Origin of the sequence: Streptomyces sp. NPDC088124 (assembly GCF_040685895.1) — a bacterium.
In the GTDB taxonomy this organism is placed as follows: Bacteria; Actinomycetota; Actinomycetes; order Streptomycetales; family Streptomycetaceae; genus Streptomyces.
Map to the genome: position 1 here is coordinate 17212 of NZ_JBFBJB010000046.1, position 18158 is coordinate 35369.

Annotated in this window: 12 protein-coding genes; 5 read left to right on the forward strand and 7 right to left on the reverse strand. The window is 70.3% G+C overall.

Annotated features, from left to right (window positions below):
• The first annotated feature begins 129 nt into the window (after window positions 1-129).
• Complete coding sequence (gene secA, locus AB0P17_RS31285) at window positions 130-2958, forward strand: preprotein translocase subunit SecA (protein ID WP_365816106.1); 2829 nt, start codon at window positions 130-132, stop codon at window positions 2956-2958.
• A gap of 154 nt (window positions 2959-3112) precedes the next feature.
• On the opposite strand, the gene AB0P17_RS31290 is transcribed toward secA, so the two are convergent.
• A complete protein-coding gene (locus tag AB0P17_RS31290) occupies window positions 3113-3559 on the reverse strand; it encodes an Rv3235 family protein (RefSeq protein WP_365816108.1) in 447 nt (148 codons plus the stop codon).
• A gap of 280 nt (window positions 3560-3839) precedes the next feature.
• On the opposite strand from AB0P17_RS31290, the gene AB0P17_RS31295 reads away from it, so the two are divergent.
• Both AB0P17_RS31295 and AB0P17_RS31300 read left to right on the forward strand, forming a co-directional pair.
• Entirely contained in the window at window positions 3840-4346 is a 507-nt protein-coding gene (locus AB0P17_RS31295; protein ID WP_365816110.1) for a hypothetical protein, read from the forward strand.
• 51 nt (window positions 4347-4397) lie between these two features.
• Window positions 4398-5087, forward strand: a complete 690-nt coding sequence (locus tag AB0P17_RS31300) for an HAD hydrolase-like protein (protein WP_365816112.1) — start codon at window positions 4398-4400, stop codon at window positions 5085-5087.
• 99 nt (window positions 5088-5186) lie between these two features.
• Here AB0P17_RS31300 and AB0P17_RS31305 read toward each other — a convergent pair whose 3' ends face one another.
• Window positions 5187-5753: a DJ-1/PfpI family protein gene (locus AB0P17_RS31305; protein WP_365816114.1), complete on the reverse strand. Its 567-nt coding sequence runs from the start codon at window positions 5751-5753 to the stop codon at window positions 5187-5189.
• 490 nt (window positions 5754-6243) lie between these two features.
• Between AB0P17_RS31305 and AB0P17_RS31310 the strand changes: the two genes are divergently transcribed.
• On the forward strand, window positions 6244-11235 hold the full coding sequence (locus AB0P17_RS31310; RefSeq protein WP_365816116.1) for an NAD-glutamate dehydrogenase: 4992 nt from the start codon (window positions 6244-6246) through the stop codon (window positions 11233-11235).
• Window positions 11236-11308: 73 nt separating this feature from the next.
• Here the strand turns inward: AB0P17_RS31310 and AB0P17_RS31315 are convergent, their stop codons facing one another.
• A complete protein-coding gene (locus AB0P17_RS31315) occupies window positions 11309-12091 on the reverse strand; it encodes an ABC transporter ATP-binding protein (protein ID WP_365816171.1) in 783 nt (260 codons plus the stop codon).
• A gap of 52 nt (window positions 12092-12143) precedes the next feature.
• Window positions 12144-12977: an ABC transporter permease gene (locus AB0P17_RS31320; RefSeq protein ID WP_365816173.1), complete on the reverse strand. Its 834-nt coding sequence runs from the start codon at window positions 12975-12977 to the stop codon at window positions 12144-12146.
• Window positions 12978-13349: 372 nt separating this feature from the next.
• Between AB0P17_RS31320 and AB0P17_RS31325 the strand changes: the two genes are divergently transcribed.
• Window positions 13350-13991 (forward strand): TetR/AcrR family transcriptional regulator, encoded by a 642-nt coding sequence (locus AB0P17_RS31325; RefSeq protein WP_365816118.1) that lies wholly within the window; start codon window positions 13350-13352, stop codon window positions 13989-13991.
• 177 nt (window positions 13992-14168) lie between these two features.
• Here AB0P17_RS31325 and AB0P17_RS31330 read toward each other — a convergent pair whose 3' ends face one another.
• The 3 genes from AB0P17_RS31330 to AB0P17_RS31340 are packed head-to-tail and all read right to left on the reverse strand — an operon-like array spanning window position 14169 to window position 17810.
• A complete protein-coding gene (locus tag AB0P17_RS31330) occupies window positions 14169-15113 on the reverse strand; it encodes a carbohydrate ABC transporter permease (RefSeq protein ID WP_365816120.1) in 945 nt (314 codons plus the stop codon).
• Complete coding sequence (locus AB0P17_RS31335; RefSeq protein ID WP_365816122.1) at window positions 15110-16453, reverse strand: sugar ABC transporter permease; 1344 nt, start codon at window positions 16451-16453, stop codon at window positions 15110-15112. Before AB0P17_RS31335 ends, AB0P17_RS31330 begins: the two co-directional genes overlap by 4 nt.
• Before the next feature lie 43 nt (window positions 16454-16496).
• Window positions 16497-17810: an ABC transporter substrate-binding protein gene (locus AB0P17_RS31340; RefSeq protein ID WP_365816175.1), complete on the reverse strand. Its 1314-nt coding sequence runs from the start codon at window positions 17808-17810 to the stop codon at window positions 16497-16499.
• Window positions 17811-18158 lie beyond the last annotated feature (348 nt).

Here is an 18158-nt window from a genome sequence, read left to right on the forward strand (position 1 = left end):
CGGCGGCCTCCCGGCGTGGCCGAGTCCTCGCTTACGATGGCCGTTGCGGTGGGGCCCGCCTGCCGTGCCCGCGCCCGTGTCCGATTCCGACCCACGTGCCAGGCCCGACCGGCAAGGAGACCAGCCTCAGTGTCCGTCTTCAACAAGCTCATGCGTGCAGGCGAAGGCAAGATCCTGCGCAAACTGCACCGCATCGCGGACCAGGTCAACTCTATCGAAGAGGACTTCGTCAACCTCTCCGACGCCGAGTTGCGGGCGCTCACCGCCGAGTACAAAGAGCGGTACGCCGATGGCGAGAGCCTGGACGACCTGCTTCCCGAAGCGTTCGCGACCGTCCGTGAGGCGGCCAAGCGCGTCCTCGGCCAGCGTCACTACGACGTACAGCTCATGGGTGGCGCCGCGCTGCACCTCGGCTATGTCGCGGAGATGAAGACCGGTGAGGGCAAGACCCTCGTCGGCACACTGCCCGCGTATCTGAACGCGCTGTCCGGCAAGGGCGTCCACCTGATCACGGTGAACGACTACCTGGCCGAGCGTGACTCCGAGCTGATGGGCCGCGTCCACAACTTCCTGGGACTCAAGGTCGGCTGCATCATGGCGAACATGTCGCCCGCGCAGCGCCGTGAGCAGTACGCGTGCGACATCACGTACGGCACGAACAACGAGTTCGGCTTCGACTACCTGCGCGACAACATGGCGTGGTCCCAGGACGAGCTGGTCCAGCGCGGCCACAACTTCGCCGTGGTCGACGAGGTCGACTCGATCCTGGTCGACGAGGCCCGTACGCCGCTGATCATCTCCGGCCCCGCCGACCAGGCCACGAAGTGGTACGGCGACTTCGCCAAGCTGGTCAGGCGCCTCACCAGGGGCGAGGCGGGCAACCCGCTCAAGGGCATCGAGGAGACCGGCGACTACGAGGTCGACGAGAAGAAGCGCACGGTCGCGATCCACGAGCCCGGGGTCGCCAAGGTCGAGGACTGGCTCGGCATCGACAACCTGTACGAGTCGGTGAACACCCCGCTCGTCGGTTATCTGAACAACGCCATCAAGGCCAAGGAACTCTTCAAGAACGACAAGGACTATGTCGTCATCGACGGCGAAGTCATGATCGTCGACGAGCACACCGGCCGTATCCTCGCCGGCCGCCGCTACAACGAGGGCATGCACCAGGCGATCGAGGCGAAGGAAGGGGTGGACATCAAGGACGAGAACCAGACCCTCGCCACGATCACCCTGCAGAACTTCTTCCGTCTCTACGGCAAGCTCTCCGGCATGACCGGTACGGCCATGACCGAGGCCGCCGAGTTCCACCAGATCTACAAGCTGGGCGTCGTGCCGATCCCGACGAACCGGCCGATGGTCCGTATGGACCAGTCCGACCTGATCTACCGCACCGAGGTCGCCAAGTTCGCGGCGGTCGTGGACGACATCGCGGAGAAGCACGAGAAGGGCCAGCCGATCCTGGTCGGCACGACCTCCGTCGAGAAGTCCGAGTACCTCTCGCAGCAGCTCAGCAAGCGCGGTGTGCAGCACGAGGTGCTGAACGCCAAGCAGAACGACCGCGAGGCGACGATCGTCGCCCAGGCGGGCCGCAAGGGCGCCGTCACCGTCGCGACGAACATGGCCGGCCGTGGTACGGACATCAAGCTCGGCGGCAACCCCGACGACCTGGCGGAGGCGGAGCTGCGCCAGCGCGGCCTGGACCCCGTCGAGCACGTCGAGGAGTGGTCGGCGGCGCTGCCCGCCGCGCTGGAGAAGGCCGAGCAGGCCGTCAAGGCGGAGTTCGAGGAGGTCAAGGAGCTGGGCGGGCTCTACGTCCTGGGCACCGAGCGCCACGAGTCGCGCCGTATCGACAACCAGCTCCGCGGCCGCTCCGGCCGTCAGGGCGACCCGGGCGAGTCCCGCTTCTACCTGTCGCTCGGCGACGACCTGATGCGGCTGTTCAAGGCGCAGATGGTCGAGCGTGTGATGTCCATGGCGAACGTGCCGGACGACGTCCCCATCGAGAACAAGATGGTGACGCGCGCCATCGCCTCCGCGCAGTCCCAGGTCGAGCAGCAGAACTTCGAGACCCGTAAGAACGTCCTGAAGTACGACGAGGTCCTGAGCCGGCAGCGCGAGGTCATCTACGGCGAGCGCCGGCGCGTCCTGGAGGGCGAGGACCTGCAGGAGCAGGTGCGCCACTTCATGGACGACACGATCGACGCGTACATCCAGGCGGAGACCGTCGAGGGCTTCGCCGAGGAGTGGGACCTGGACCGGCTGTGGGGCGCTTTCAAGCAGCTCTACCCGACGAAGGTCACCGTCGACGAGCTGGAGGACGCGGCCGGCGACCGTGCCGGGATCACCGCCGAGTTCATCTCGGAGTCCATCAAGGACGACATCTACGCCCAGTACGGGGAGCGGGAGAACCAGCTCGGCTCGGACATCATGCGTGAGCTGGAGCGCCGCGTGGTGCTCTCCGTCCTGGACCGCAAGTGGCGTGAGCACCTCTACGAGATGGACTACCTCCAGGAGGGCATCGGCCTGCGGGCGATGGCGCAGAAGGACCCGCTGGTCGAGTACCAGCGTGAGGGCTTCGACATGTTCAACGCCATGATGGAGGGCATCAAGGAGGAGTCCGTCGGCTACCTGTTCAACCTGGAGGTCCAGGTCGAGCAGCAGGTCGAGGAGGTCCCGGTGCAGGACTCCGCCGAGCGCACGTCGCTCGACAAGAAGGAGGACGCGGTGGCCGCGGGCACCGCGCGCCCGGAGATCCGCGCGAAGGGGCTCGAAGCGCCGCAGCGGCCCGACCGGCTGCACTTCTCCGCCCCCACGGTGGACGGCGAGGGAGGCATCGTCGAGGGCGACTTCCAGAGCGCGGAGGGTCCGACGCGCTCCACGTCGGACGGGATGACGCGGGCCGAGCGCCGCAAGGCGCAGAAGAGCGCGCCCGGCGGACGCCGCCGCAAGAAGTAGGGCGAGGGGCCGGACCGCCGGCCGCCGCAGGGGCCGGGGCGCGCACACACGTGGTGCGCGCCCCGGCCTTTCGCTGTCGCGCGAGCGCCGGGCGGTCTCGGGGCGGTTGGTCGCGGTCCGGGCGGTCGCGGGGCGGGTGGTCATGAGCCGGTGCTCACGCGTCGGTGGTGACACGTTCGCCGCCGACCTCGACCGCGGCGCAGCGCCAGCGCAGGTCGGTGCTCCGCTCCAGCCGGAAGGCCAGGGCGCGGACCTGCTCGCCCGCGGCGACACTGGCGGACGCCTCGACCACGCCGGGCCTCGGCTGGGAGTAGCGGCAGGTGCGGATCACCGGGCGGACGCCCCTGGCCCTGAGCGGGGTGCCCGGCGCGAGCCGGACGAGCTGTTCGTACGCCTCGCCGACGGTCTGGCCGAGCATCCAGTGCACGGGCCGGTGGCCGCTGAGGACGGCGAGCAGCCGCTCCGCGAACAGCTCGTGCGGCGGGACGTGCCGGCGCCGCTGCGGGCGTACGGCGCCGGGCCTGCGCGGGTCGCGGCGGCCCGGCGGCCTGGACCCGGTGGTGCTGGCGCTGGAGGGAGTGGAGGAAGTGGTCCTGTTCACGCAGATCGCCCCCGTTCTGCCCGCCCGGTCGGATACCGGTCGGTAACTTCTGTTGGGGGACCTTTTACGGGCCCTTGGGGTGACGCCGCAAGGAGGGGGCGCGGGCGGGACATGGGGTGGTGAAATCACCTATCCGGGTGATCGCCGGTCGGTGCGGGGCCTGGTGGCACGGGCGCGCACGGTTCCCGGTGGACGTCTGGGAGCCCCATCAGCGTCACCCCGAAGAGGGACGGGGCCACGTATCCTTAGGTGTTCTCCCGTCGACGAAAGCGGCCATGCCATGCGTGTCTACGTCCCCCTGACGCTGCCCGGTCTCGCAGAGGCGCACAAGACGGGTGAGCTGGGGCCCGGACCGCTGGCGGCGTACGCGGTCACCCCGGGGCTGCGGGAGTGGTACGTCTCGGACGACATCGAGGAACTGGAGTACGCCGCGCTCAACCGGGCCGCCGCCGCCTCGCTGCGGCTGATCGCCGCGGACCCGGCCGCGGCCCGCCGCCGGGTGGTCGTCGCGGCGGACGTACCGGACCGGGAGGCCGTCTCCGACCCCGACCTGCGGCTGGACGCCTCCTCGCTCGGCGAGGTGCGGATCGCGGCGGCGATCGCGCTGACGAAGGCGGCGGCCGTGCACGTGGACTCCGACGACGCGGACGCCGATGTGACGGCAGCGGCGGCGGCGCTGGGCGCCGCGGACCACGGGGACGACGACGCGCGGTTCACGGTGGACGGCGCGGAGGACCACGAACTGCTCTGGTTCGGGATCCAGGAGATCCCGAATCTCATCGCCTGACCGCCTGACCGCCGAGGGGTGTTGTCAGACCCGCCCGGTACGGTTCTGGGCATGGGGAAGCAGAACACGCACCTGGTGTGGGACTGGAACGGCACGATCCTCGACGACATGCGCGCGGTCATCGGGGCGACCAACGCGGCCTTCGCGGAGATAGGGCTGGCGCCGATCACGCTCGACCGCTACCGGGAGCTGTACTGCGTGCCCATCCCGCGCTTCTACGAGCGGCTCATGGGGCGCCTGCCGAGCGACGCCGAGTGGGTCGTCATGGACGAGACGTTCCACCGCCACTACACGGAGCGGCGCGACGGGTGCGGGCTGACGCGCGGCGTCGAGGAACTGCTCGCGGGGTGGGCGCTCGCGGGCGGCAGCCAGTCGCTGCTGAGCATGTACGGGCACGAACACCTCGTCCCGACGGTGCGGGGCTTCGGGATCGAGCGCCACTTCCTGCGGGTCGACGGCCGCAGGGGCCCGTCGGGTGGCAGCAAGGCCCTGCATCTGGAGCGCCATCTGACCGCGCTGGCCGAGTCGGACGTGGCGGGCGTGGGGGCCGGAAGGATATCCGCCGACCGTACGGTGGTGATCGGCGACGCGGTCGACGACGCGGTGGCGGCGGCGCATGTGGGGGCACGCGCCGTGCTCTACACCGGCGGCTCCAACAGTCGGGCCACTCTGGAGTCGGTGGGCGTCCCGGTCGTGGACACCCTGGAGGAAGCGGTGGCGCTCGCCCGGGATCTGGCATAGCCCTCCCAAGGCCGCACACGGGACTTCGGAACGGACTGTCCATGTCCGATCCGGTCCGATCCCGTCCGATCCGATCCGGTCTGATCCAAACGAGATGTCCTAGGTCACCGGGGCCTTCGCGCGCAGCACGGTGAGGAACGCGCGCATCCAGGCCGGGTGGTCGGGCCAGGCGCGGGAGGAGATCAGGGTGCCGTCCACCACCGCCTCCGCGTCCTGGAACGTCGCTCCCGCCGACTGCATGTCGATCTCCAGCGCCGGATAGGCCGTGACCCTGCGGCCGGCGAGTTCACCGATCGCCGCCGTCAGCAGCGGGCCGTGGCAGATCTGTGCCACCGGTTTGTCCGCGTCGAAGAAGGACTTGAGGATCTTGCGCAGCTCCGCGTCGCCGCGCAGGTATTCGGGGGCCCGGCCGCCCGGGATGACCAGGGCCGCGTACTCCGTCGGGTCGACCTCGGAGAACGCCAGGTCGGCGGGGAAGGTGTAACCGGGCTTCTCGGTGTAGGTGTCGAAGCCCGGCTCGAAGTCGTGGACCACGAACCGGAGTTTTTTCCGGGAAGGAGCGGCGATATGGACCTCGTACCCCTCCTCGCGCAGGCGCTGGTACGGATAGAGGACTTCGAGGGACTCGGCGGCGTCGCCGGTGACGATCAGGACCTTGGCTGCCATGGCTGCTCCCGGGAAGGATGGGGCGGTCTGTCCACCTGTCGACCAGTCTGCCCACCCGTGCCGTCCCCGTCCGTGAGACCGCACGAGAGGGCCGTCCGTGTCCCCCCGGGCCACCCCATGGGCCTGTCCGAAGTGGCCAATTCGGAGCCTTGCATTTGTACACAAGCGGCTCATGACGGAGCCTGGGTGGAGGGCGATAGCCTTGTGCCCGTGATCAGCGCGATACGCCGTGGGGGCAGCGAAGCCCCCGGCCTGCGCCCGGAGCGCCAGCGCGCCCGGGCGACCGCCGCTCACCCGGGACATGGACCACGTCGGCGTCGTCCGCCGGTCGCGGCAGCGGACGCGGGACGACTGCCAAAATTGGTCAATAAGGCCCCGGACATCTCTCATCGCGGCATAACGTCGACCCAGACCGGAAACCCCGCGTCGTGGCGTTGTGTCGCTTCCTTCACCTACGTCACGCAACGGCGCGCGACAGGAGCCAGAGGACATGCAGACCAAGCTGGACGAAGCCAAGGCCGAGCTGCTCGAACAGGCGGCCCGGGCCGCTGAGAACAGCCCGGTGGGGGGTGCCGGGGGGCTGGGGGGCGGCCTCCGGAAGGATGCGGCCGGCCCGCCCGGGGACGGGGACGGGGACGGCGCCGACCGCGCCGCGGTCCTCGCGTACCTCCAGCGCTACTACCTGCACACGGCCCCGGAGGACCTCGCGGGCCGCGACTCCACCGATGTCCTCGGTGCCGCGCTCTCGCACTACCGGCTCGCCGGGAACCGCCCGCAGGGGACGGCGAGCGTACGGGTCCACACCCCCACGGTCGAGGAGAACGGCTGGACGTGCAGCCACTCCGTGGTGGAGGTCGTCACCGACGACATGCCCTTCCTCGTGGACTCCGTCACCAACGAACTCTCCCGGCACGGCCGCGGCATCCACGTCGTGATCCACCCGCAGATCACCGTGCGCCGTGATGTCACCGGCAAGCTGATCGAGGTGCTCCCCGAGGGGATCGACGCCTCGGCCGAGCGCCCCCACGACGCGCTCACCGAGTCCTGGATCCATGTCGAGGTGGACCGCGAGAGCGACCGCGCCGACCTCCGGCAGATGACCGCCGACCTGCTGCGCGTTTTGTCCGACGTCCGCGAGACCGTCGAGGACTGGGAGAAGATGCGCGAGGCCGCGCTGCGCATCGCCGAGGAGCTGCCCGGCGAGCCGACCGCGGACGACCTGCGCGAACAGGAGGTCGAGGAGGCCCGCGAGCTGCTGCGCTGGCTCGCCGCCGACCACTTCACCTTCCTCGGCTACCGCGAGTACCAACTGACGGACAGCGACGCCCTGTCCGCCGTCCCCGGGACCGGACTCGGCGTGCTGCGCTCCGACCCGCACCACGGCGCCGACGACGACCACCCGGTCAGTCCCTCCTTCAGCCGGCTGCCCGCCGACGCCCGGGCCAAGGCCCGCGAGCACAAGCTGCTGATCCTCACCAAGGCCAACAGCCGCGCCACGGTCCACCGGCCCAGCTATCTCGACTACGTCGGGGTGAAGAAGTTCGACGACAAGGGCAACGTCGTCGGCGAACGCCGCTTCCTCGGGCTGTTCTCCTCGGCCGCGTACACCGAGTCCGTACGCCGGGTCCCGGTGATCCGGCGCAAGGTCGCCGAGGTCCTGGAGGGCGCCGGCTTCTCGCCCAACAGCCATGACGGCCGCGATCTGCTCCAGATCCTGGAGACCTACCCGCGCGACGAGCTGTTCCAGACGCCCGTCGACGAACTGCGCTCCATCGTCACCAGCGTGCTCTACCTCCAGGAGCGCCGCAGGCTGCGGCTCTACCTCCGCCAGGACGAGTACGGGCGCTACTACTCCGCCCTCGTCTACCTGCCCCGCGACCGCTACACCACCGGGGTCCGGCTGCGGCTGGTCGACATCCTCAAGGAGGAGCTGGGCGGCACCAGCGTCGACTTCACCGCGTGGAACACAGAATCGATCCTCTCCCGGCTGCACTTCGTCGTCCGGGTCCCCCGGGGCACCGAGCTGGCCAAGCTCACCGACGCCGACACGGAGCGGATCGAGGCCCGCCTCGTGGCCGCGGCCCGCTCCTGGGCCGACGCGTTCGGCGAGGCGCTGAACGCCGAGTGCGGCGAGGAGCGCGCCGCCGAACTGCTCCGCAAGTACGGCAGCGCCTTCCCCGAGGGCTACAAGGCCGACCACTCCCCGCGGGCCGCGGTCGCCGACCTGGTCCACCTCGAAGCGCTCGACCAGAAGGAGAAGGACTTCTCCCTCTCCCTGTACGAGCCGGTCGGCGCGGGCCCCGGCGAGCGGCGCTTCAAGATCTACCGCACCGGCGAACAGGTCTCCCTCTCGGCCGTCCTTCCCGTGCTCCAGCGGCTCGGCGTCGAGGTCGTCGACGAGCGGCCGTACGAGCTGCGCTGCACGGACCGTACCCACGCCTGGATCTACGACTTCGGCCTGCGGCTGCCCCAGGGCGGCACCGGCGGCGGCGACTACCTCACCGAGGACGACCGCGAGCGCTTCCAGCACGCCTTCGCCGCCGTGTGGACCGGAGCCGCGGAGAACGACGGCTTCAACTCCCTCGTCCTGCGGGCCGGTCTGGACTGGCGCCAGGCGATGGTGCTGCGCGCGTACGCCAAGTACCTGCGCCAGTCGGGATCGACCTTCAGCCAGGAGTACATGGAGGACACCCTCCGCTCCAACGTGCACACCACCCGGCTGCTGATCTCCCTCTTCGAGGCCCGCATGTCGCCCGGCCGCCAGCGCGCCGGCACGGAGCTGACCGAGGCCATGCTGGAGGAGCTGGACGGCGCCCTCGACCAGGTCGCGAGCCTGGACGAGGACCGGATCCTGCGCTCCTTCCTCACCCTCATCAAGGCCACGCTGCGGACCAACTTCTTCCAGCGGACCAGCAGCGGCGAGCAGCACCGCTACGTGTCGATGAAGTTCGACCCGCAGGCCATCCCCGACCTCCCCGCGCCCCGCCCCGCCTACGAGATCTGGGTCTACTCCCCGCGCGTCGAGGGGGTCCACCTGCGCTTCGGCAAGGTCGCCCGCGGCGGGCTGCGCTGGTCGGACCGGCGGGAGGACTTCCGTACGGAGATCCTCGGCCTGGTCAAGGCGCAGATGGTCAAGAACACCGTGATCGTGCCGGTCGGCGCCAAGGGCGGCTTCGTCGCCAAGCAGCTGCCCGACCCGGCCGCCGACCGGGACGCCTGGCTCGCCGAGGGCATCGCCTCGTACAAGATCTTCATCTCGGCGCTGCTCGACATCACGGACAACATGGTCGCGGGCGAGGTCGTGCCGCCCGCCGATGTCGTACGCCACGACGAGGACGACACGTATCTCGTCGTCGCCGCGGACAAGGGCACCGCGAGCTTCTCCGACATCGCCAACGAGGTCGCGGTCTCCTACAACTTCTGGCTCGGGGACGCCTTCGCCTCCGGCGGCAGCGCGGGTTACGACCACAAGGGCATGGGCATCACGGCCCGCGGCGCCTGGGAGTCCGTGAAGCGGCACTTCCGCGAGCACGGCCACGACACCCAGACCGAGGACTTCACCGTCGTCGGCGTCGGCGACATGTCCGGTGACGTCTTCGGCAACGGCATGCTGCTCTCCGAGCACATCCGGCTGGTCGCGGCCTTCGACCACCGGCACATCTTCCTCGACCCGCGCCCCGACGCGGCCACCTCGTACGCCGAGCGCCGCCGGCTCTTCGAGCTGCCGCGCTCCTCCTGGGCCGACTACGACAAGGGGCTGCTGTCGCCGGGCGGCGGGATCCACCCCCGTACGGCCAAGTCGATCCCCGTCAACGCGCATGTCCGCGAGGCCCTCGGCATCGAACCCGGCATCACCAAGCTGACCCCCGCCGAGCTGATGAAGACGATCCTCCAGGCCCCGGTCGACCTGCTGTGGAACGGCGGGATCGGTACGTACGTGAAGGCGTCCACCGAGACGGACGCGGACGTCGGCGACAAGGCCAACGACGCGATCCGCGTCAACGGCGAGGACCTGCGGGTCAAGGTCGTCGGAGAGGGCGGCAACCTGGGGCTGACCCAGCTCGGCCGGATCGAGTTCGCCCGGCGCGGCGCCGGCGGCGCGGGCGGCGACGTCAATACCGACGCCATCGACAACAGCGCGGGCGTGGACACCTCCGACCACGAGGTGAACATCAAGATCCTGCTCAACGGTCTCGTCACCGAAGGGGACATGACCGTCAAGCAGCGCAACAAGCTCCTCGCCGAGATGACCGACGAGGTCGGCGCGCTCGTCCTGCGCAACAACTACGCGCAGAACACCGCACTCGCCAACGCCCAGGCGCAGGCGCCCTCCCTCCTCCACGCCCACCAGCGCTTCATGCGCCGGCTGGTCCGCGACGGACACCTCGACCGGGCGCTGGAATTCCTCCCCGCCGACCGCCAGATCCGGGAACTCCTCAACTCCGGCAGGGGCCTCTCCCAGCCCGAACTCGCCGTGCTGCTCGCCTACACCAAGATCACGGCGGCGGAGGAGCTGATCCACACCGAGCTCCCGGACGACCCGCACCTGCGCGCGCTGCTGTACGCGTACTTCCCGCAGCAGCTCCGCGAGCAGTTCGCCGAGCAGATCGAGGCGCACGCGCTGCGCCGCGAGATCATCACGACGGTCCTGGTCAACGACACCGTCAACACCGGCGGTTCGACCTTCCTGCACCGGCTGCGAGAGGAGACCGGCGCGTCGACCGAGGAGATCGTACGGGCGCAGGCCGCGGCCCGGGAGATCTTCGGGCTGAACGGGGTGTGGGACGCCGTCGAGGCGCTGGACAACCAGGTCCCGGCGGACGTCCAGACCCGGATCAGGCTCCACTCGCGCCGGCTCGTCGAGCGCGGCACGCGCTGGCTGCTGGGCAACCGGCCGCAGCCGCTGGAGATCGCGGGGACGATCGAGTTCTTCGCGGCGGGCGTCGAGCGGGTCTGGGCCCAGCTCCCGACGATGCTGCGCGGCCCGGAGCTGGAGTGGTACCAGGCCATCGTCGCGGAGCTGACCGACGCCGGGGTCCCCGAGGAGCTGGCCCTGCGGGTCGCCGGGTTCTCGTCCGTCTTCCCGGCGCTCGACATCGTCGCCATCGCGGACCGTACGGAGCAGGACCCGCTGGCCGTCGCCGAGGTGTACTACGACCTCGGCGACCGGCTGCGGATCAGCCGGCTCATGGACCGGATCGTGGAGCTGCCGCGGGCCGACCGCTGGCAGTCCATGGCCCGCGCCTCGATCCGTGAGGACCTGTACGCGGCGCACGCCGGGCTGACGTCGGACGTCCTGACGGTGGGCGACGGCAGCGCGACGCCCGAGGAGCGGTTCGCGGCATGGGAGCGGAAGAACGCCGCGATCCTGAGTCGCTCCCGTGCCACGCTCGACGAGATCCAGGGCTCGGACGCGTTCGACCTGGCGAACCTCTCGGTCGCGATGCGCACGATGCGGACCCTGCTGCGCACGCACCGCTGACGGCGGGGCGGTCAGGATGCGTGAGAGGCGCCCGGCTCGTGGTGAGCCGGGCGCCCCTCGGCGCGCGCCGTGACTACTTCTTCCGGTTCCCGCCGGCGTTCGTGAACTCCTCGTACGCCGCGACGACCTCCCGTGCCGAGCCGTCCATCCGCAGCGTGCCCGACTCCAGCCACAGCGCCCGGTCGCAGGTCTCCAGGATGGACTTGTTGCTGTGGCTGACGAGGAAGACGGTGCCGGCCTCCTCGCGCAGCGCGGTGATGCGCTCCTGGCTGCGCCGCTGGAACCGGGCGTCGCCGGTGGAGAGCGCCTCGTCGATCAGGAGTACGTCATGGCTCTTGGCGGCGGCGATCGAGAAGCGCAGCCGGGCGCCCATGCCCGAGGAGTACGTCCGCATCGGCAGCGAGATGAAGTCGTCCTTCTCGTTGATGCCGGAGAACTCCACGATGCCCTCGTAACGCTCCCGGACCTGCTCGCGCGTCATGCCCATGGCCAGCCCGCCGAGGATGACGTTGCGTTCGCCGGTCAGGTCGTTCATCAGCGCCGCGTTGACGCCGAGCAGCGAGGGCTGGCCTCGGGTGAAGACCCGGCCCCGGCTGGGCGGCAGCAGGCCCGCGATGGCTTTGAGCAGCGTCGACTTGCCGGAGCCGTTGGAGCCGATGAGGCCGATCGCCTCGCCCTTGTACGCGGCGAAGCTGACGCCCCGGACCGCGTGCACCTCGCGCGCGCCGGGGGCGGAGCGCCGGGAGAGGATCCGGCTCAGGGCGGAGGTGGCGCTGCCCTTGCCGCCCTTGGTGCCGTGGACGGTGTAGGTGATGTGGACGCCGTCGACGACGACGGTGGGAACCGGCTCGGTCACCGCGTCCGGAGCCGGGGCCCCGTCCGGCGTCGGGGGGCGTTCCGTGTACGTATCAGCCACGTCCGTACTCCTCTTCGGCCTTCCAGAAGAACAGGAACCCGCCCACACCGGCCACCAGCGCCCAGCCGGCGGCGACGGCCCAGACGTGCGGGGGAAGCTGGGCGGAGGTGAAGCTCTCGACGAGCGCGAAGCGCATCAGGTCGATGTAGACGGCGGCGGGATTGCACTGCAGCGCCACCGTGACGAGGTGCGGCACGTTCTCGCCCTTCGTCACCCGGTCCACGCTCCACATCACACCGGAGACGTACATCCAGGTGCGCAGCAGGAAGGGCATGAGCTGGGAGATGTCCGGGGTCCTGGCCGCCAGCCGGGCCAGCACCATCGAGATCCCGGTGTTGAACACGGCCTGGAGGGCGAGGGCGGGCACCGCGAGCAGCCAGCTGATGCCGGGGTACTCGCCGAAGCAGACCAGGATCACCGCCAGCGCGCCCAGCGAGAAGAGCAGTTGCTGGAGCTGCTGGAGGGCGAGTCCGATCGGCAGGGCGGCGCGCGGGAAGTGCAGGGCCCGTACGAGACCGAGGTTGCCTGAGATCGCGCGGGTGCCGGCCATGATCGAGTTCGAGGTGAAGGTCCAGATGAAGACGCCCGTCACCAGGAACGGGATGAAGTCCGGGATGTCGTGCTTGGTGTCGAGCAGCACCCCGAAGATGAAGTAGTAGACCGTCGCGTTGAGCAGCGGGGTCATGATCTGCCAGATCTGGCCGAGCCTGGCCTGGCTGTACTGGGCGGTCAGCCGCGCCGTCGCGAACGCGGTGATGAAGTGGCGCCGTGACCAGAGCTGCCGCAGGTAGGCGGGGAGCGTGGGGCGGGCGCCGCTCACGGTCAGCCCGTGCCGGCGGGCGAGGGCGCCGAGCTCCGTCTCCCGCGCGGGGCCGGCCGGGGAGTCCGATGAGGCCGGGGCCGCCGGAGGGGCCGGAGTGGTCGGGGCCGCCGGTGAGGCAGGAGTGGTCGGGGAGGCCGGAGTGGCCGGGTCCGCCGGAGGGGGCGGGGAGGCCGATGAGTCCGGTGCGGTCACTGCGATCGTCTGGCGCTGGCTCACAGGTGTCGCTTTCGCCGGTGGCGGGGGCGGTTCTCGCACCCCCGACGACGGAACGATGCCGTATCGTCGCAACGCCAAAGGTAGGCCGGGGGGCGTCGCAACGCAACCGTATCGTCGTCACGTGGTCAGGGTGCCGGGGCGCGGCTATGCTCGGGGCTGATGACTACCGACCCCCGTACCACCACGGGCCCCGGAGCCCCGGCGGGCCCCCGCGCCCCCCGACGTGTGCCCGCGGGTGCCGCCGTACTCCGCGAGGACGTGACCGACGCCATCCGCGCCGCCGTCTTCGAGGAACTGGCCGCGGTCGGCTTCGCCCGGATGTCCATCGAGGGCATCGCGCGCCGCGCGGGCGTCGGCAAGACCGCCGTCTACCGCCGCTGGAAGTCCAAGCTGGAGCTCGTCCTCGACCTGGTCTCGGCCTTCGCCGCGCAGGGGCTGCCCGCCCCCTCGACCGGCTCGCTCCACGGCGATGTGCGCGCCCTGCTCGAAGTCGCGTCGCACGCCCTGAGCCACCCGGTCGCCTCGCAGGTCATCCCGGATCTTCTGGTGGAGGCGGCGCGGCACCCCGAGATCTCCGACGCGATCAAGGCGGCCCTGCTGGACGGCCAGCGGGGCATCGCCGCCGTGATCGTCCGCGAGGCCGTCGAACGCGGGGAGCTGCCCGGGGGCGCGGACGCCGACCGGGCGCTCGACCTGATCGTCGGGCCGCTCTACTGGCGGCTGGTCGTCATCCGCGGCGAACTGCCCCCGGGGTATCTGGACGATCTGGCCGCCTCGGCGGTCGCGGCGCTCAGCCGCTGAGTCCGCTGCCCGGCCGCCCGGCGGTTCCGCCCGCGGCTGCTCCGCGCCCGGGTACTCGGCGGTTCCGCCCGCGGCTGCTCCGCGCCCCGGCGCCCGGCGGTTCCCGTCATGACGAGGGGCCGGCCGCCATCCCCGTGGATGACGGCCGGCCCCTCGGCCCTGCCTTCAAAGTCCTGCCTACTTGACGGCTCCCGCCATCACGCCCTGCACGAACTGCCGCTGGAACGCGAAGAACACGGCCAGCGGGATCACCATCGAGACGAACGCGCCGGGCGCCAGTACGTCGATGTTGTTGCCGAACTGCCGTACCTGCTGCTGGAGCGCGACCGTGATCGGCGGGTTCTTCGAGTCCGCGAAGATCAGCGCCACCAGCATGTCGTTCCAGACCCAGAGGAACTGGAAGATGCCGAGCGAGGCGATCGCGGGCCCGCCCAGCGGCATCACAACCCGGGTGAACAGCCGTATCTCGCCCGCGCCGTCGAGCCGCGCCGCCTCCAGCAGCTCCCTCGGGATCTCCGCGAAGAAGTTGCGCAGCAGGAAGATCGCGAAGGGCAGACCGAAGGCGACATGGAAGAGGATCACGCCGAAGGTCGTCTCGAAGATGCCGATGGCGCCGAACAGTTCGGCGACCGGTACGAGGGCGACCTGTACCGGGACCACCAGCAGCCCCACGACCACCAGGAACCACCAGTCGCGGCCGGGGAAGTCCATCCAGGCGAAGGCGTATCCGGCGAGCGAGCCGATCACCACGACCAGGAGCGTCGAGGGGACGGTGATCAGGATCGTGGAGAGCAGCGAGTTGGTGATGATGTCGTTGTCGAGGAGCCGCGTGTAGTTCTCCGTGGTCAGCTGCGCGGGCGCGGTGAAGACCTGCCACCAGCCGCTCGCGTTGATGTCCGCCGAGTCGCGCAGCGAGGAGAGGAACAGGCCGATCGTCGGCATCAGCCAGAACAGGCCGACCAGGACGAGGAAGACCCGTACCGCCCCGCCGCCCGCGCGTGCCGCTATCCGGCTGCCCAGGGACTCCTTCGCCAGGTCGGTCCGCGCCGCCGCGCCCGATTCCGCCTTCGCCGGACCGCCGCCCGGGCCGGGGGCCGCGTCCGACGCCGTCGTCGTGGTCATCGTCGCGTCTCCCTTCGCATCCGCCGTACGTTGAACAGCATCACCGGGATCACCAGCAGGAGCAGCAGTACGGCGATGGCGCTGCCGACCCCGAGATCCGCGTCCGTGCCGAACGACGAGCGGTAGAGCTGGAGGGCCAGCACGTTTGCGTCGGCCTGGGACGACCCCGGCGGGATGATGAAGACCAGGTCGAAGATCTTCAGCACATTGATCATCAGGGTCACCATGACGACCGCGAGGACCGGGGCCAGCAGCGGCACGGTGATCCGGCGGAAGACCTGCCACTCCGTCGCGCCGTCCACCCGGGCCGCTTCCATGAGTTCCCGCGGCACGCTCGCGAGCCCCGCCGCGATCAGCACCATCGCGAACCCGGCCCACATCCACAGATAGCTGCCGATGATGGCCGGCGTGACCAGGGTGGGGCCGAGCCATTCCACCCCGTTGTACGGCTCCTTGAAGTTGGCCGCGGGGAGCCGGAGCTGGGCCCCGTCGGCCGCGGCCGGCAGGCTGAACGTGCCATCGGCGCCCGCGGTCGCGGAGGCCACGACCTTGCCGTCCTTGACCGCCTCGACCTTGAGGCTTCCGAGGCCCAGTTCCTTCGGGTCGATGACGTTCGGCTTCCCGCCGCCGCCCGGGGTGAAGTCCAGCCAGGCCGTGCCGGTGACCCGGCCGTCCTCCGTCTTCGCGGCCTTCGCGGGCTGCGCGTCCGAGGGCATCTTCGCCGGGGCGACGCCGACCAGCGGCAGCAGCACCTCCGTACCCGCCGAGACGGGTTCCTTGGTGACGAACGAGCCGCCGCCCCCCGCCTTCAGCGGATGCACCGGCAGCGGATGCGCCTTGGGATACCCCGCCGACTCGCTGAACGTGTCGTGGACCCCGACCCAGACCGCGTTGGCCACGCCGCGGGCCGGGTCCTGCTCGTACACCAGGCGGAAGATGATGCCCGCCGCGAGCATCGAGATCGCCATCGGCATGAAGACGATCAGCTTGAACGCCGTTCCCCAGCGCACCCGTTCGGTGAGTACGGCGAAGATCAGGCCCAGCGCGGTGGCGACGGTCGGGGCGACCACCACCCAGATCGCGTTGTTCTTGACGGCGGTCAGGATGGTGGCGTCGGTGAACAGCTCCACGTAGTTGTCGAGCCCGGCGAAGTTCGCGCCGGACTTGTCGAAGAAGGACCGGTAGACCGAGAAACAGATCGGATACACCACGAGCGTGCCCAGCAGCACCAGCGCGGGCAGCAGGAAGCCCGCCGCGACGAGCTTGCGCGTGCCGGTGACGCTCCTGGGGCCGCCCTTGCGGGACTTACGGGACGGGTCCGCCGGGTCTGTCGTGGACACGGGAGGCGGTGTGGCGCCTCCCGTGGTCGCCGTCGTCACCGCGTCAGCTCTTGTACGCCTTGGCCGCGGCGGCTTCCAGCTCCTGCTGGACCCCGGCCACGTCCTTCGGGTTCTTCAGGAAGTCCTGGAGGGACTTCCACTCGCCCTTGCCGGGCGTACCGCCGAACGACTGCGGCATCTGGTCCGACATGTCGAAGCGGAAGTCGTCGCCCGCCGCGATCAGCGCCTTGGCGATGTCACGCTGTACGTCGTTCGGGTACGAGGCCACGTCGAGCGACTTGTTCGGCGAGATGAAACCGCCCGACTCCGCCCAGATCCGCGCGGCGTCCGTGGAGGCCAGGAAGGTCAGCAGCGCCTGCGCGCCCTTGGTGTCCTTCAGCGCCACGGCCGCGTCGCCGCCCGTCACCACCGGCGAGTCGCCGCCGACCGCCGGGAACGGGAAGACCTTCGCGTCCGTACCGATCTTCGCGTCCGTCTCCCCGATGTTGACGCCGACGAAGTCCCCTTCGAAGACCATCGCGCCCTTGGGCTGGTCACCGCCGGTGAACGTCTGCGTGACGGACGCCGGGAACTCCGTCTGGAGCGCGCCGTCCGTGCCGCCCGCTATCAGGTTCGGCTTGCCGAAGAGCTCGCCGAGCGTGGTGAGCGCGTCCTTCACGGACGGGTCGGTCCACTTGATCTCGTGCTTGGCGAGCTGGTCGTACTTCTCCGGGCCCGCCTGCGAGAGGTAGATGTTCTCGAACCAGTCGGTGAGGGTCCAGCCGTCCGCGCCGCCCACCGAGACGGGGGTGACACCGGAGGCGGAGATCGTCTCGGCCGTGGCGAGGAATTCCTTCCAGGTCTTCGGGACCGAGGCGCCCGCGTTCTCGAAGGCCGCGTTGTTGTACCAGACGAGCGACTTGTTGGCGGCCTTGAAGTACACGCCGTACTGCTCGCCGTCCACCGCGCCGAGGTCCTGCCAGCCCTTGCCGTAGTTCTTGGCGAGCTGCGCCTTGGCCTCCGGGCCGGCGGGCTTGGCCCACTTCTTCTCCACGGCCTGCTGGATGGCGCCGACCTGCGGGAGCATCGCCACATCGGGCGGGCTGCCGCCGGCGATCTTCGTGCCGAGGAAGTTGACGATCGGGTCCTGGGCGGGCACGAAGGTGACGGTCGCCCCGGTCCGCTTCTCGAACTCGGCCAGGACCTTGGTGAAGTTGGCCTGTTCCGCACCGGTCCAGACCGCGGCGACCTGGATCTTCTCGCCGTCCAGCTTGGGGAGTTCGACCGTCACCGCGGCCGGCTTGCCCGTGCTGTCGCCCGAGCCCTTGCCGTCGTCGTCACCGTCTCCGGAACCGCCGCCGCAGCCGCTGAGGGCCATGGCGCCGACGGCGGCGAGCGCGACGGCGGCCCGGCGGGTCCCGCGGACCGTCCGGCCGCTGCTGCGGCCACCGAAATCGCTGTTGCCAAGCGCCTTGGATGCTCTGCGAGTTGTGCGCATCACTGCCCCGTTTCTCTCCCGTATGCGTACGGATCTACGCGCGTGGGACCCGGGCAGCGCGGCATGACGTAGCGGCGCTGCTCTCGTCCCGTGGGCACAGTCCTACGTCGGGTGAGGAGGGGCCGCAATAGCCGACGGGGGGTGAACGTCTCTATCGTGATGGGCTCGTGACGTGGCCCCGCGGACCAAAGCGGGCGGTCTGATGATCTTTCGGGATGTCCCCGTGAC